Annotated in this window: 12 protein-coding genes; 2 read left to right on the top strand and 10 right to left on the bottom strand. The window is 67.3% G+C overall.

The annotated features are described in order from the left end of the window. Nucleotides 1-20: 20 nt before the first annotated feature. The 7 genes from ACIOU8_RS07430 to ACIOU8_RS07400 all read right to left on the bottom strand — a co-directional run bounded on the left by ACIOU8_RS07430 (nt 21) and on the right by ACIOU8_RS07400 (nt 8,535). Entirely contained in the window at nt 21-659 is a 639-nt protein-coding gene (locus tag ACIOU8_RS07430) for a phosphatase PAP2 family protein (RefSeq protein ID WP_400787654.1), read from the bottom strand. 30 nt (nt 660-689) lie between these two features. Next, nucleotides 690-2,054, bottom strand: a complete 1,365-nt coding sequence (locus ACIOU8_RS07425) for a multidrug effflux MFS transporter (protein WP_400787652.1) — start codon at nt 2,052-2,054, stop codon at nt 690-692. Nucleotides 2,055-2,327: 273 nt separating this feature from the next. Continuing rightward, nucleotides 2,328-3,479: a cystathionine gamma-synthase gene (locus ACIOU8_RS07420; RefSeq protein WP_400787649.1), complete on the bottom strand. Its 1,152-nt coding sequence runs from the start codon at nt 3,477-3,479 to the stop codon at nt 2,328-2,330. A gap of 54 nt (nt 3,480-3,533) precedes the next feature. Next, entirely contained in the window at nt 3,534-4,928 is a 1,395-nt protein-coding gene (locus ACIOU8_RS07415) for a cystathionine beta-synthase (RefSeq protein ID WP_400787646.1), read from the bottom strand. An 89-nt stretch (nt 4,929-5,017) separates the two neighbouring features. Further along, a complete protein-coding gene (locus ACIOU8_RS07410) occupies nt 5,018-5,977 on the bottom strand; it encodes a carbohydrate ABC transporter permease (protein ID WP_400787643.1) in 960 nt (319 codons plus the stop codon). Then, entirely contained in the window at nt 5,974-7,113 is a 1,140-nt protein-coding gene (locus ACIOU8_RS07405; RefSeq protein WP_400787640.1) for a carbohydrate ABC transporter permease, read from the bottom strand. The genes ACIOU8_RS07410 and ACIOU8_RS07405 overlap by 4 nt, the downstream gene beginning before the upstream one ends. A gap of 102 nt (nt 7,114-7,215) precedes the next feature. After that, nucleotides 7,216-8,535: an ABC transporter substrate-binding protein gene (locus ACIOU8_RS07400; protein WP_400787637.1), complete on the bottom strand. Its 1,320-nt coding sequence runs from the start codon at nt 8,533-8,535 to the stop codon at nt 7,216-7,218. 276 nt (nt 8,536-8,811) lie between these two features. Between ACIOU8_RS07400 and ACIOU8_RS07395 the strand changes: the two genes are divergently transcribed. Next, a complete protein-coding gene (locus ACIOU8_RS07395) occupies nt 8,812-9,816 on the top strand; it encodes a LacI family DNA-binding transcriptional regulator (RefSeq protein ID WP_400787634.1) in 1,005 nt (334 codons plus the stop codon). Between the two features lie 113 nt (nt 9,817-9,929). Here ACIOU8_RS07395 and rplL read toward each other — a convergent pair whose 3' ends face one another. From rplL to ACIOU8_RS07380, 3 genes are all read right to left on the bottom strand, one after another. Continuing rightward, nucleotides 9,930-10,307, bottom strand: coding sequence for a 50S ribosomal protein L7/L12 (gene rplL, locus ACIOU8_RS07390; protein WP_042539579.1), 378 nt, complete (start codon nt 10,305-10,307; stop codon nt 9,930-9,932). 48 nt (nt 10,308-10,355) lie between these two features. Next, nucleotides 10,356-10,844: a 50S ribosomal protein L10 gene (gene rplJ / locus ACIOU8_RS07385; protein WP_053097428.1), complete on the bottom strand. Its 489-nt coding sequence runs from the start codon at nt 10,842-10,844 to the stop codon at nt 10,356-10,358. 235 nt (nt 10,845-11,079) lie between these two features. After that, a complete protein-coding gene (locus ACIOU8_RS07380; protein ID WP_400787631.1) occupies nt 11,080-12,873 on the bottom strand; it encodes a glycoside hydrolase family 15 protein in 1,794 nt (597 codons plus the stop codon). Nucleotides 12,874-12,924: 51 nt separating this feature from the next. On the opposite strand from ACIOU8_RS07380, the gene ACIOU8_RS07375 reads away from it, so the two are divergent. Beyond that, the gene (locus tag ACIOU8_RS07375; protein ID WP_400787629.1) at nt 12,925-14,289 is read left to right on the top strand and encodes a glucose-6-phosphate dehydrogenase; all 1,365 of its coding nucleotides are present in this window, start codon (nt 12,925-12,927) and stop codon (nt 14,287-14,289) included. Nucleotides 14,290-14,344: the final 55 nt, after the last annotated feature.

The following is a 14,344-nucleotide window of genomic DNA, read 5'->3' as shown; positions in this document are numbered from 1 at the left end:
CGAAGGCTGGGGGTGAGCTGTCAGCCTACCGGCGTGAGCGCCGGATCGTCGCGCCGCGACGCCGCCTGGACCCACGGCAGGAGCCACGCACCGAGCACGAGAACCACGCCTGCTCCGACCAGTGCCCCGCCGAGCGTGTCGGTGGCCCAGTGCACCGACAGCAGGGTGCGCGAGACGGCCATCGCGACCACCCACGCGATGCCGAGGATCGCGGTCCACACCCGCGGGAACACGAGCCACAGCACCATGGCGATCGTCGCCGCGTTGGCCGCATGCCCCGAGGGGAATGAACCGAAGTCGCTCGCGACGATCATGTCCTCCGGACGCGCACGACCGAATAGATGCTTGAGCAGCTGCACTGCACCGGCGCTCACGAGGAACGCCACAGCGGCGAACACGGCAGCCTGCCATCGCCGGGCGATCAGGAGCGCGACGATCACCAGCAGGGGCACGAGGAGGATCGCGATCCAGCCCCCGCCGATGTGATCGAGCAGCAGCGCGAACGACAGCATCCAGTCGGCGCGCGAGGCGCTGATCGTCTCATTCCACCAGGTGTCGAACCCTGGCGGCTCGGTGTACCCGAACACGATCGCAGCTCCGAGGAGCGTCGCCGCGACGAGCATCCCTGTTCCCGTCCACAGCAGCGTTCGTCTTCTCATCGAACCATTCTGCCCGTCGGAAGCTGAAAATCAGGGAGCCAGCATGCCGACGGTCCGCGGGCGCACGATCAGCCACAGCGAGAGGATGCCGATCGCTGCGCAGCCGACCATGACCGAGGCCATGCTCGTCGCGGTGATTCCGGTGCCGTGCGAGATCCATCCGACGACCGGCGAGACGAGTCCTGCGACACCGAAGTTCGTGGCGCCGATGACCGATGCCGCAGTGCCCGCAGCCTTGCCATGTCTGTCGAGGGCGAGCACCTGCACGTTGGGGAAGGTGAAGCCGCAGGCCGTCATGAAGAAGAACAGCGGGATGACCGTGCCCCAGAGACCGAGGCCGAGCTGGTCGGTCACGATGATCGCGATCCCGGCCAACAGCAGCACCGCGGTCGAGTAGGCCATGACCCACTGGGGACCGAACCGTGCGGCGAGCCGCGAGGCCGTCTGCACACCGGCCACGACGCCGAGCGAGTTGACGGCGAACAGCAGGCCGTACTGCTGCGCGTCGAGTCCGTGGGTCTGCTGGAACAGGAACGGCGACGCCGACAGGTAGGAGAACAAGCCCGAGAAGGTCATGCCGCCGATGATCAGCACGCCGATGAAGACACGATCGGAGAACACCGAGCGGTAGCGCTGCATGACGGTGGCGCCGCCCTTCTCCTGGCGGCGCGCGATCGGCAGCGTCTCGGGGATGAACACCACGGTCGAGACGAGCATCAGCACGCCGTAGAGGGCGAGCACGACGAAGATGCCGCGCCACGGCATCAGCGTGAGCAGCCACGAGCCGATCAGCGGTGCGATCACCGGGGCGACGCCCGAGACCAGCGCGAGCCGCGACAGCATCACGACCAGACGGCGTCCGCCGAACAGGTCGCGCACGATGGCCATCGCGACGACGCCACCCGCGGCGGCCCCCACGCCCATGAGCACGCGGGCGCCGCTGAGCAGCGGGAGCGTCGGGGCATAGGCGGCGGCGACGCTGGCCAGCACGTGCAGTGCGGTGACGACGATCAGCGGAACCCGCCGGCCCACCTTGTCGCTGAGGGGCCCCACCACGAGCTGCCCGAGTGCGAAGCCGATCATCGTGCCGGTCAGGGTCAGCTGGATCGCGGCTGCGGTGGTCTCGAAGTCCTGTTCGAGCACCGGGAACGCAGGCAGATAGAGGTCGATCGTGAACGGTCCGAGAGCGGTGAGAGCCCCGAGCAGCACGATGTACAGCGCGCGGCGACCGTTCGAGATCGAGTCGCCGGGGTGCAGCATGATCGGCGCCGTCGCGGGGTTCGACCCGAGTGTGCGGATCGCGCCGGTCGCCGACGGGATGCGGATGCTGCCGGTGGCCGTCCGCTCGGGGGCGGGGGTCGTCGGGATGGAGTCAGTGCGTGGAGCGTCGGGCACGACGGTCCTTCCGGAGTTCGAGGGCGTTCAGGAGAAGTGAGGGATCGAGTCGCGAGAAATGCGGTCGAATCGGCGGCGAGGGTCGAATCGATTCGATCAGGGCGAAGCTTCCATGCTACAGCGCGCCGACGCACACCCGCATGCCGAGACGACGAATGCAGGCCGAAACGTGTGGTTTCCGCCTGCATCCGTCTTCCGAGCCTGCATCCGTCTTCCGAGCATGCATCCGTCGCCAGGCGTCGGGCGCTCGACGTCTGGGCGGCCCGGGAGGGGTCAGCGGAGGCGCGCGAGCCCCTGCTCGAGGTCGGCGATGAGATCGTCGACGCTCTCGATGCCCACCGACAGGCGCACGACGTTCTCGGGCACGGCGAGCGCGGTGCCCCGCACCGAGGCGTGGGTCATGTCCGGCGGGTAGCCGATGAGGGACTCGACGCCGCCGAGGGACTCGGCGAGCTGGAAGAGTTCGGTCGACTCGGCGAACGCCTTCGCGGCATCCGCACCCGCCGAGAGGCCGAGCGACAGCATCCCGCCGAAGCCGCTCATCTGCCGTGCGGCGACATCGTGCCCGGCGTGCGAGGCGAGCCCCGGATAGTAGACCGTCGCGAACTCGGGGCGGGCCGTGGCCCATTCGGCGATGGCCTGCGCGTTCTCGGAGTGCTGGCGCACCCGCACCGCGAGCGTCTTGATGCCGCGGGTCGTGAGCCAGGCGTCGAGCGGGGCCGAGACGGCGCCCACGGCGAACTGCTGGAACTTGATCTGCTCGTAGAAGCGGTCATCTCCGAAGACCACCGCGCCGCCGAGGACATCGGAGTGCCCGCCGAGGTACTTGGTGGTGGAGTGCACGACGAGGTCTGCGCCGAGCGAGAGCGGCTGCTGCAGCGCCGGGGAGGCGAACGTGTTGTCGACGACCGCGATGGCACCCGCGGCGTGCGCGATCTCGGCGACGAGCGCGATGTCGACGATCTTCAGCAGCGGATTGCTGGGCGTCTCCACCCAGACGATCTTGGTCTCGGGGCGGATCGCCGCGCGCACCGCGTCGACGTCGGACAGTTCGACGGTCGAGAACTCGATCCCCCACGGCGCGAGCACACGGGCGAACAGACGGTAGGTACCGCCGTAGACGTCGTTGCCGAGCACGACATGGTCGCCGGGCTTCAGGATGCCGCGCAGCAGCGCGTCTTCCGCTGCGAGCCCCGACGCGAACGACAGTGCGTTCGCGCCGCCTTCGAGCGCCGCGAGCTGCGTCTCCAGCGACGAGCGTGTCGGATTGCCGGCACGGTTGTACTCGTAGGCGTCGCGGAACCCGCCGATGCCGTCCTGCACATGGGTGGACGCCTGATAGATCGGCGGGATGATCGACCCCGTGGTCGGGTCGGGTGCCTGACCTGCGTGGATGGCTCGGGTGGCGAAAGCATGCTCGGACATGCCCTCAGCCTACGTCCGCCCCGGGGGCGTCCGTCGCCCCTGTTACGCCGGGCGTCAGCGCGAGAGGTAAGACAGCAGATCCTGCCGAGTGAGCACCGTGTGCGGCTTGCCGTCGAGTGTGACGAGCAGCGCGTCTGCGTCGGCGAGAGAGGCCCGCGCCTGTGCGAGGGGAGCATGGATGCCGATGAGCGGCAGCCGCTCCCCCACATGCTCTCCCACGGCATCCGCCGGCTTGGCGTCGCCGCGGAACAGCAGGTCGAGCAGACCCTTCTCGTCGACCGTGCCGAGGACCTCGCCCATCATCACGGGCGGCTCGGCACTCAGCACCACCAGCTGCGAGACGTCGTACTCGGTCATCATGCCGATCACCTCGAGCACCGTGTCGGTCGGGTGCGCGTGCACCAGGTCGGGGATGCTCGTCGCTCCCCTGGGGCCCTGAGCCTGTCGAAGGGTGCGGGAGGCCAGCACATCGCCCACGGTCTCGCCCTCCTCGACCTCGCTGAAGCCGTAGGAACGCATCCAGCCGTCATTGAAGATCTTGCTGAGGTAGCCACGCCCGCCGTCCGGCAGGAGCACCACCATCACGGCATCCGCCGGCAGATCACGCGCGACCCGCAGCGCGCCGACCACGGCCATGCCGCTCGAGCCGCCGACCAGGATCCCCTCTTCACGCGCGAGCCGCCGGGTCATCGCGAACGACTCGGCGTCGTCTACCGCGACGATCTCGTGGGGCACTCTCGGGTCGTAGGCACCGGGCCAGATGTCTTCTCCGACTCCCTCGACCAGATACGGCCGCCCCGTGCCGCCGCTGTAGACGCTGCCCTCGGGGTCGATCCCCACGATGCGCACGCGGTCTTCCGACACCTCGCGCAGATAACGGCCGGTGCCCGTGATCGTGCCTCCCGTGCCGACACCCGCGACGAAGTGCGTGATCCGCCCATCCGTGTCGCGCCAGATCTCGGGACCGGTGGTCTCGTAGTGGCTGCGGGGGCCGTTCGGGTTCTCGTACTGGTTGGGCTTGAATGCCCCGGGTATCTCGCGGGCGAGCCGGTCGCTGACGCTGTAGTACGACTCCGGGCTGTCAGCGGCCACCGACGTCGGGGTCACGACGACCTCGGCGCCGTAGGCCCGGAGGACGTCGATCTTGTCTTCTCCGACCTTGTCCGGCAGCACGAAGACGCACTTGTACCCGCGCTGCTGGGCGACCAGAGCGAGCCCCACGCCGGTGTTGCCGCTGGTGGGCTCCACGATCGTGCCACCGGGTTGCAGATCGCCCGAGGCCTCGGCTGCGTCGATGATGCGCGACGCGATGCGATCCTTCGCCGAGCCGCCCGGGTTCAGGTACTCCAGCTTCACGAGCACGGTGCACGAGACACCCTCGGTGACGTGCTGGAGCTTCACGAGGGGCGTGTCGCCGACGAGGTCGACGATGGACTCTGCGTACTTCATGTTCACAGCGTACGTGCGACGATGCCGCGACCGGGGCTGTGTTGCGCCCGATCGCGGCATCGTGTGTTCCGCAGTTCCGTGAGAGCCGATCAGCCCTTCGTGGAACCCGCCAGGAGCCCTCGCACGAAGTACCGCTGGAGCGAGAAGAACACGATCAGCGGGACGATGATCGACACGAACGCACCGGCGGTGAGCAGGTACCAGCCCTCGCCGCGACCGGTGATCTCGGCGAGCACCTTCGTGATCGGCGAGGCGGCGCCGTCGGCGAACACCAGGGCGACCAGCAGGTCGTTCCAGACCCACAGGAACTGGAAGATCGCCACCGACGCGATGGCCGGCATCGTCAGAGGCAGCACGATCCGGAAGAAGATCTGACCACGGGATGCCCCGTCGACGCGTGCGGCCTCGATGATCTCGCCGGGGATCTCCGACATGAAGTTGTGCAGCAGGTAGATCGCCAGCGGCAGCGCGAACATCGTGTGGGCGATCCACACCTGCGCATAGCCACCGGACGCTCCGAGGCCCTCCGTCACCTGCACGCCGAACAGGTTGATTCCTCGTGAGAACGACGACAGCAGCGGAACGAGCGCCATCTGGATCGGCACGATCTGCAGTGCGAACACGAAGATGAAGAGCGCGTTGCGGCCCTTGAAGTCGATCCACGAGAACGCGTACGCCGCCATCGCCGCGATCATCAGCGGGATGAGCGTGGCAGGGATCGTGATCACGATCGAGTTGAAGAAGGACTCCAGGATGGTCAGCTGCGTGGTGCCGGACTGCAGCACTGCCACGTAGTTGTCGATGGTGAACTGCGGGTTGGTGAAGAACGTCCACCACCCCGTGGTCTCGATCGCATCCCGCTCGCGGAACGACGAGATGAACAGTCCGAGCGTCGGAATGGTCCACATCACCGCGATGACGATCGAGGCGACCGTCGCCCATGGACGGCTGAGACGCTTGCGCGCACGGCCCGCCGACGCTTCGAAGCGTCCGGCTGTCGTGATCGCCCTCGTGCTCTGGCCGGTGTCTGAATTCACGGTGTCGGTCATCGGATCTCCCGCTGCTTCTTGATCTGGCGCGCGTTGTAGATCACGATCGGGAGCACCAGGATGAACAGGATGACGGAGAGCGCAGCACTGCGACCCGCCTCGAACTTGGAGAACTGCGTGTACATCTCGTTCGCGAGCACCGAGGTCCCGTAGTTGCCACCGGTCATCGTGCGCACGATGTCGAACACCTTCAGCGAGGCGATCGAGATCGTGGTCAGAACGACGATCAGCGCGGGGCGGATCGACGGGATCGTCACCGAGCGGAAACGCTCCCAGGCGTTCGCGCCGTCGAGTTCGGCCGCTTCGAGCAGCTCGGTGGGCACCCCCTTGATCGATGCCGAGAGCACGACCATCGCGAAACCGGTCTGCACCCAGATCAGCACGACGATGAGGGCCAGGTTGTTCCACGGACCGTTCAGCAGGAACTGCTGCGGCTCTCCGCCGAACCAGACCAGGATCTGGTTGAGCAGACCGATCTGCTCGAACTCGGGGCCACGGTAGGCGTACACGAAGCGCCAGATGATGCTCGCGCCGACGAACGAGATCGCCATCGGCATGAAGACCAGCAGCTTATAGATCTTCTCGCCGCGGGTCTTGTCGATGAAGACCGCGTAGGCCAGACCGACGATGGTCGACAGGGTCGGGACCAGCAGCACCCAGACGATCGTGTTGACGACCGAGGTCACGCCGTCGGACTGAGTGAAGATCCAGAGGTAGTTCGAGAAGCCGACGAATTCGGTTCCCCTGGAGTTCCAGAACGAGGCGTACACGGTCTGGATCGACGGGAGGATGAGTCCCGCCAGCAGCAGCAGGATGGCGGGAGCCATGAAGGCCACCAGTTGGATCAGGTATCCCGCACCGTCGCGAGATCGGTAGTCGAGGAAGAAGAACAGCGCTCCCACGGCGACTGCGACTCCCATCGCCCAGTAGTACGAGTTGAAGAACCACATCACCGCGAGCGGGATGAGGAGGCACATCGCGAGGCGGATGCCGGTGTAGAACGCGCCCTTTCGTGGCGCGATGTCGACGAGAAGCAGGATGACGACGACGACCACCGCGAATGCGATGACCACGGCGAGTGCCTGGACGATCGGGGGCAGAGACCCGATCCATTGGAAGAACACAGTCGCGTTCATGGATTCCCCTTCATGAGGCGGAGCTGATCAGCGGACCGCGCGCCCATGCGCGGTCCGAGTGAGAGATGGTGGGCCACCCATCGGGTGGCCCACCTGGTCAGATCAGCTGGAAGGCCAGCCGGTCTCGATCTGCTCGAGGACCTCATCGGTCGAGGTTCCGTTGATCCAGGCGACCATGCCCTTCCAGAAGGTTCCGGAGCCGACGGCTCCAGGCATCTGGTCGGAGCCGTCGAAGCGGAAGGTGACCGAGTCGTCCTGGAGGAGCTTGATCGACTCCTGCAGGATCGGGTTCTCGACGGCCTCGACGTCGACGCCCTTGTTCGCGGAGGTCACGCCACCGAGTGCGAGACGGCTGTCAGCCCACTCGGGGCTCGAGAGGTACTCCAGCACCTTCTGCGTCGCCTCGTCGTCGCTGAATGCTCCGACGATCTCGCCACCACCGGTGATGAAGGTCTCGTCCTCGCTCTGGCTCGGAAGCAGGAAGGCCCAGACGTCGCCCTCCTCGGAGATGTCCGTGCCCTCGGGGAAGAAGCCCGAAAGGAAGGATGCCTGGTGGGTCAGCGCGCACTCGCCGCTGGCGACCGCCGGCGCGACATCACCGAAGGCGGTCGAGTTGATCGAGCGCACGTCGCCGAAGCCGCCGTTGACGTAGGCGGGGTTGAGAAGGAGCTCACCCGTGGCGTCGAAGGCCTCCTTGATCTGCGGGTCGGTGAACGGAATCTCGTTCGTGACCCACTGGTCGTAGACGTCGGCGCCGGCGTTGCGGAGCACGAGGTCTTCGATCCAGTCGGTGCCGGGCCAACCGGTCGCGACGCCCGACTCGAAGCCGGCGCACCACGGAGCCTTGCCGCTCGTCTCCTGGATGGTCTGGGTGAGCGTGAGCAGCTCTTCCCAGCTGGTCGGCTCTTCGACGCCCCATTCGGCGAACTTCTTGGGCGAGTACCAGACCCAGCCCTTGACGCTCGCCATGAGCGGTGCACCGTAGAACTCGTCCTCGTAGGTGCCGAAGTCGACCCACCCCTGCGTCCAGTACTCCTTCGCGTTCGCCTCGACCGCATCGGGCGCAGGCTTCAGGAAGTCACGGGCCGCGTAGTCCGCGAAGAGTCCGGGCTGCGGGAAGATCGCGATGTCGGGCGGGTTGCCGCCCTGTGCGCGAGTGCCGAGCTGCGTCTCGAAGTCCTGGCTGCCCTCGTACTTGATCTCGATGTCGTTCTCTTCTTCGAAGTCCGCCCAGGACTCCGCGAGGAGCTCCGCCTCCCCCTCGACGATCGTGCCGTAGATGGTGACGGAGTTGTCTCCGCCGCCGCCGCCGTCCGTACCGCCGTCGGTGCCGCCGGGGGCACCACAGCCGGCGAGCGCGATGCCCGCGACTCCCAGCAGTGCGATTGGCGCGTAACGCCGGGAACGCTGTGACAGACCCATGTGAATTCTCCTCTTCGAGTTCACGGCTCCCACGTCATTCTGCGCCGCCCCTCGGCGCAGAATCGGGAACCGATTCCAGGACAACCTACCGGGGTCCGATATCCAGACACAATAAGCCAGGATCACAAGCTCGCAACCATTCGTCCTGTCGAGCTCCGGAACATGGGAGCGCTCCCTCACCGTTCGTGTGGAACCGGTTCCTTTACGGCCGGGGAGCCGCTACGCTGACATCGGCGCGGGGGGAGCAACGCGCCGAGTCATGGTCGAGGAGGACCCATGAGCACGATCGCGGATGTCGCGGCGCGTGCAGGCGTATCGAAGGCGACCGCGAGTCGGGCGCTCAGCGGACGCGGATACGTCTCGGAAGGCACCCGCAAGCGGGTGACGGATGCCGCCGACGAGCTGGCCTACGTCGCGCACTCGTCTGCCACGAGCCTCGCGACGGGCCGCACGCAGACCGTCGGAGTCATCATGCCTCCTGTCGACCGCTGGTTCTTCGCCGAGCTGCTGGCCGGCATCCAGGAATCGCTGTTCGCCCTCGACTACGAACTCGCCCTGTACGGCATTCGCGAGGGCAGCGAGACGCGAGAGCGCCTCTTCGACGCGGTGCTGCCCGGCCGCCGGTTCGACGGGATCATCGCCGTCGGCATCCAACCGAGTGCGCAGGAGCTCGAGCGTCTGCACCGCTCGGAGCGACCTCTCGTCAGCGTCGGCCCATACAGCGAAGGGTCGAGTGCGGTGTCGATCGACGACGTCGCCGCCGCGCGCATCGCCACCGAGCACCTCATCGAACTCGGCCACACCGACATCGCCTTCGTCGGGGGTTCAGCCGACCCCGACGACCTCAGCTTCGGCGACGCCCAGCGCGTCGAAGGATATCTCGAGGCCCTGGCCGCCGCCGGGCTCGAGGCGATCGCGCGGATCTCGGACGCGCCCCCGAGCATGCCCGGGGGTTACGCCGCCGCGGTCGAGCTTCTCGGCGACCGCAGAGGCCGACCCACCGCGATCGTCGGCGTGTGCGATGAGGCGGCGATCGGAGCGATGATCGCGGCCAGACGCCTGGGGATCGCCGTCCCCACAGAACTCAGCATCGTGGGGGTCGATGACCACCAGCACGCGGAGATGTTCGCGCTCACCACGATCAAGCAGTCACCGCGAGAGCAGGGGCACGAAGCCGTGCGCCTGCTGCAGCAGCAGATCGACCATCCGGACTCGCCACGAGAGCACACCGTGACGGCATCCGCCCTGGTCGTTCGCAGTTCGACCGCAGGTCGACGCTGACCCCGACCGCGTTCGCCGCCCCGGACGCACGAAAGCCCCGGGCGGACCCGGGGCTTTCGTGAAGCGTTCAGACGCATCCAGGGCGAGGCGCACGCGCCGCGACCTGGAACGGATTACTTGAGGGTAACCGTGGCGCCTGCCTCTTCGAGAGCAGCCTTGGCCTTCTCGGCGGCTTCCTTGTTCGCGCCCTCGAGCACGGCCTTGGGAGCACCGTCGACGACGGCCTTGGCCTCGCCGAGACCGAGCGAGGTGAGCTCGCGGACGGTCTTGATGACCTGGATCTTCTTGTCGCCGGCAGCCTCGAGGATGACGTCGAAGGAGTCCTTCTCCTCAACCTCTTCAGCAGCGCCGCCGCCTGCGCCTGCAACGGCGACGGGGGCAGCAGCGGTGACCTCGAACTTCTCCTCGAACGCCTTGACGAAGTCGTTGAGCTCGACGAGGGTCAGGCCTGCGAACTGCTCGAGCAGCTCCTCAGTGGTGAGCTTAGCCATGATGTATCTCCTAGATAGATGGGTTTGTTGAACGAGATCGCAGGTCGCTTACGCGGCCTCAGCGGTCTCCAGCTTTTCGCGAAGAGCATCGATGGTGGCGGCAGCCTTGCCCATCGTGGCCTTCATCATGCCCGCAGCCTTCGCCAGCAGAACCTCACGGCTCTCGAGCGCGGCGTACTTGTTGACCTCGTCGGCAGAGAGGGCGTTGCCCTCGAAGATGCCCGACTTGATCACGAGAAGCGGGTTGGCCTTGGCGAAGTCACGAAGAGCCTTGGCAGTGGCGACGAAGTCACCGTGCACGAACGCGACGGCCGACGGACCCTTGAGGTCGTCGTCCAGCGCGGTGATGCCAGCCTTGTTGGCGGCGATCTTGGTCAGCGTGTTCTTCACCACGGCGTACTCAGCGTCCTGACGGATGCTGTTGCGCAGCTCCTTGAGCTGGGCAACCGTCAGACCGCGGTACTCGGTCAGCAGAACGGCAGTCGAGTTCTCGAATGACTTCGTGAGCTCGGCGACCGATGCGTCCTTCTGCGCCATGGTCACTCCTTGGTGTGTACGAGGCGCCTCACGGCGGTGAGGCACCGACCCCTGACCGCATGCAACAGAAAAGCTCCGGCGCAAGCGCACGGAGCTTTAGAAGTTCGTGTCCTGCGCGGGCCCCTGCTGAGCAGAGCTTCGATCGTCTCGCGTTCGCACGCATGACGATGACCAGCGGTCTTCGGTTATCAGAACTCTACCTCACCGCATCCGGCCTTCCCAAATCGGGCCGGATTCACCGTCGGTGCGCTGCGCGTCCTCTGTGGCCGGCGAGCGCGTCGGCAGCGCGGATGAGGCTCAGGTGCGAGAGAGCCTGCGGGGTGTTGCCCGCCTGTCGCGAGTTCGCGACGTCGTACTCCTCCGACAGCAGACCGAGATCGTTGGCCATCTCGACCACGCGAGCCATCAGGTCGTGGGCTTCGTCGATGCGCCCGCTCGTCGCGTACTGCTCGACCAGCCAGAAGCTGCACGCGATGAAGGGATGCTCTCCCCCGTCGAGTCCGTCGACACCCGACTCGGTCCGGTAGCGCCGGACGAATCCGTCCGTGAGCAGCGTGCGCTCGATCTGCTCCACGGTGCGGATCATCCGCGGGTCGTCGGGCGCGCAGTATCCGACCTGCGGAAGCACGAGCAACGAGGCGTCGACCTCGGGCGAGCCGTAGTGCTGCGTGAAGTACCCGTGTTCTGCCTCGATTCCACGATCGTCGATCTCACGGCGCAGCCCGTCGCGGACCGCCGCCCACCGATCGGCGTCGCCCGGGAGGCCGTGCTCCTGCACGGCGCGGACTCCGCGGTCGAGCGCTGCCCACATCATGACCCGCGAGTGGGTGAACCACTGCGGCTCCCCCCGGATCTCCCAGATTCCGTTGTCGGGGCGCTCGATCGAGGCGATGACCTGTTCGATGAGCGCCCGCTGCAGCGGCCACGAGAAATCGCCCTCCTCGAGGCCGGCGATCCGGGCGCACTCGAGCGCGACCAGCACCTCGCCGATCACGTCGCCCTGGTACTGGTCGACCGCGCCGTTCCCGATCCGCACGGGTGCGGCGCCTTTGTAGCCGGGCAGGCTCGTGAGCTCGCGTTCGATGAGATCGCGCTCTCCGGCGATCCCGTACATGATCTGCACCTCCTTCGGCTCACCGGCGACGGCACGCAGCAGCCAGCGTCGCCAGTGGTGCGCCTCGGCGAGGAACCCGTGCGCGATGAGAGCCTCGAGCGTCAGCGCGGCATCCCGCAGCCAGACGAAGCGGTAGTCCCAGTTGCGCGAGCCGCCGAACTCCTCGGGCAGCGATGTCGTCGCCGCGGCCACGATGCCGCCGGTGTCCTTGTTCGTGAGTGCCCGCAGCACCAGCAGCGACCGCACGACCTCACCGCGGTGCGGTCCATCATGCTGGATCTCGCTCGCCCAGCCCTGCCACCACGATCGTGTCGCGGCGATCGCGCCGTCGACATCGAGCGGCTTCGGAGCATGCTCGTGCGAGGGGAACCAGCTGAGGGTCAGGTCGCGGACCTCGTCGGCAGAGACCGTGAACGTCGCCCGGTGCCGATGATCCTCCGCGACGAGCCGCGCTCCGCGCACGATCACGGCCTCGGGTCCTGCCGTCGCGCTCAGCGCCGGCTCCTCGCTCGTGCCCACCTGTCGCACCCAGGGGAGCCTGCGCGAGTAGTCGAAGTGCAGCCGGAGCTCGGTGACGAACTCGACCTGACCTTCGATGCCGACGATCCGGCGCACCACATCGCTGCGCGAAGGATGCAGCGGCATGAACTCCTGCACTTCGGCGATGCCGTCGGCCGTCTCCCAGCGGGTGACGAGGATGAACGTGTCCGACACGTAGTGCCGCTGCGAAGTCGCCGCCGCATCGAGCGGGCGCAGGCTCCAGCATCCGTTGCTCGCTTCGCCCAGCAGTGCCCCGAACAGCGAGGGAGCATCGAAGCGAGGGAGACACAGCCAGTCGATGCTGCCCTCCTTCGAGACGAGCGCGCCGGTGCGGCAGTCGCTGAGCAGGGCGTAGTCCTCGATCGGTGCGGGCATCGATCGAGTCTGTCATGGCTGCGCACCCAGCGGACCGGTTACGGTGAGAACATGACCGATGCGACGACGCTGGTGATCCTCGGGGCCGGCGGCGACCTCACCTCCCGACTCCTCCTTCCCGCGCTGGGACAGCTGCTGACGAGGGAGCCGACACGTTCCGTGCGGATCGTCGGCGCGGACCGCGAGGAATGGACCGCCTCGGATCTCGCGGCAGTCGTCCGGACGGCCTTCGCGTCGATGGATGCCGAGGACGCCGTCTCGCGCGTGGACGTCACATACGTGCGCACCGACATCACCCGCGCCGATGACCTGCGCTCGCTGCTGAGCGGGCTCACCGGACAGGTCGCCGTCTACTTCGCCGTGCCCCCTGCGGTCGCCGCCGCGTGCATCGCCACTCTCACTCCCGACATGCTGCCCGCGGGGGCGATGCTCGTCATGGAGAAGCCCTTCGGCACGGACGAAGAGAGTGCCCGCGAGCTGAACCGCGCGCTGACCGCGCTCGTGCCGGAGAGCCAGGTGTTCCGAGTCGACCACTTCCTGGGCCGCTCGACCACGCTGAATCTGCTCGGGGCACGATTCGCGAACCGCATCCTCGAACCCCTCTGGTCTGCCGAGAGCATCGAATCGGTCGACATCGTCTACGACGAATCGCTGGCGCTGGAGGGACGCGCGGGCTACTACGACAGAGCCGGCGCACTGGTCGACATGATCCAGAGCCATCTGCTGCAGGTGCTCGCCGTGCTCGCGATGGAGGAGCCGGCCACTCTCGACGAGATCGACTTCCGCGCCGCGACCGGCGCGGTGCTGCGTGCGACCGCGGTGTGGGGAGACGACCCCGCGGCGTCGTCTCGCCGAGCCCGATACACCGCCGGAGAGGTCGACGGCACAGCGAAGCCGTCGTACGTCGACGAGCCCGGGGTCGATCCGGACCGCCAGACAGAGACTCTCGCCGAGGCCACGTTCGAAGTGCGCAACGCCCGCTGGGCGGGGATACCGTTCCGGCTGCGCTCCGGCAAAGCCCTCGGCACACCTGCTCGGGAGATCGTCGTGCGCTTCCGGCCTGTCCACCACCTGCCGCGGGGGCTCACCGGCACGGCGGACGGCGCCGTTTTGCGGTTCTCACTCGGCCCTGACCGGATATCGCTCGAGCTGAACCTCAACGCGTCGCAAGACCCGTTCGAACTGGAACGGGCGACCCTGTCGGCCGAGCTCGGCGAAGGCGCGCTCAAGGCATACGCCGAGGTCCTGTCCGGGGTCCTGGACGGCGATCCGATGCTGGCGGTGCGCGGAGACGCCGCCGAACAGTCCTGGCGCATCGTGGCCCCGATCCTCGTGGCATGGCAACGGGGCGATGTTCCTCTCGACGACTACGTCGCCGGATCGTCCGGCCCCGAGGGGTGGCCGACGCTCGACTGACCCGTCCTCGACGCGAAGAGCGCGAGGGATGCCGCGGGGCGGCGTGTGCGGGGAG

The organism is Microbacterium sp. NPDC087589, assembly GCF_044743635.1.
Taxonomy (GTDB): Bacteria; Actinomycetota; Actinomycetes; order Actinomycetales; family Microbacteriaceae; genus Microbacterium.
Note: the sequence above shows the minus strand (reverse complement) of the source record. Positions and strands in the feature narration are given on the sequence as shown.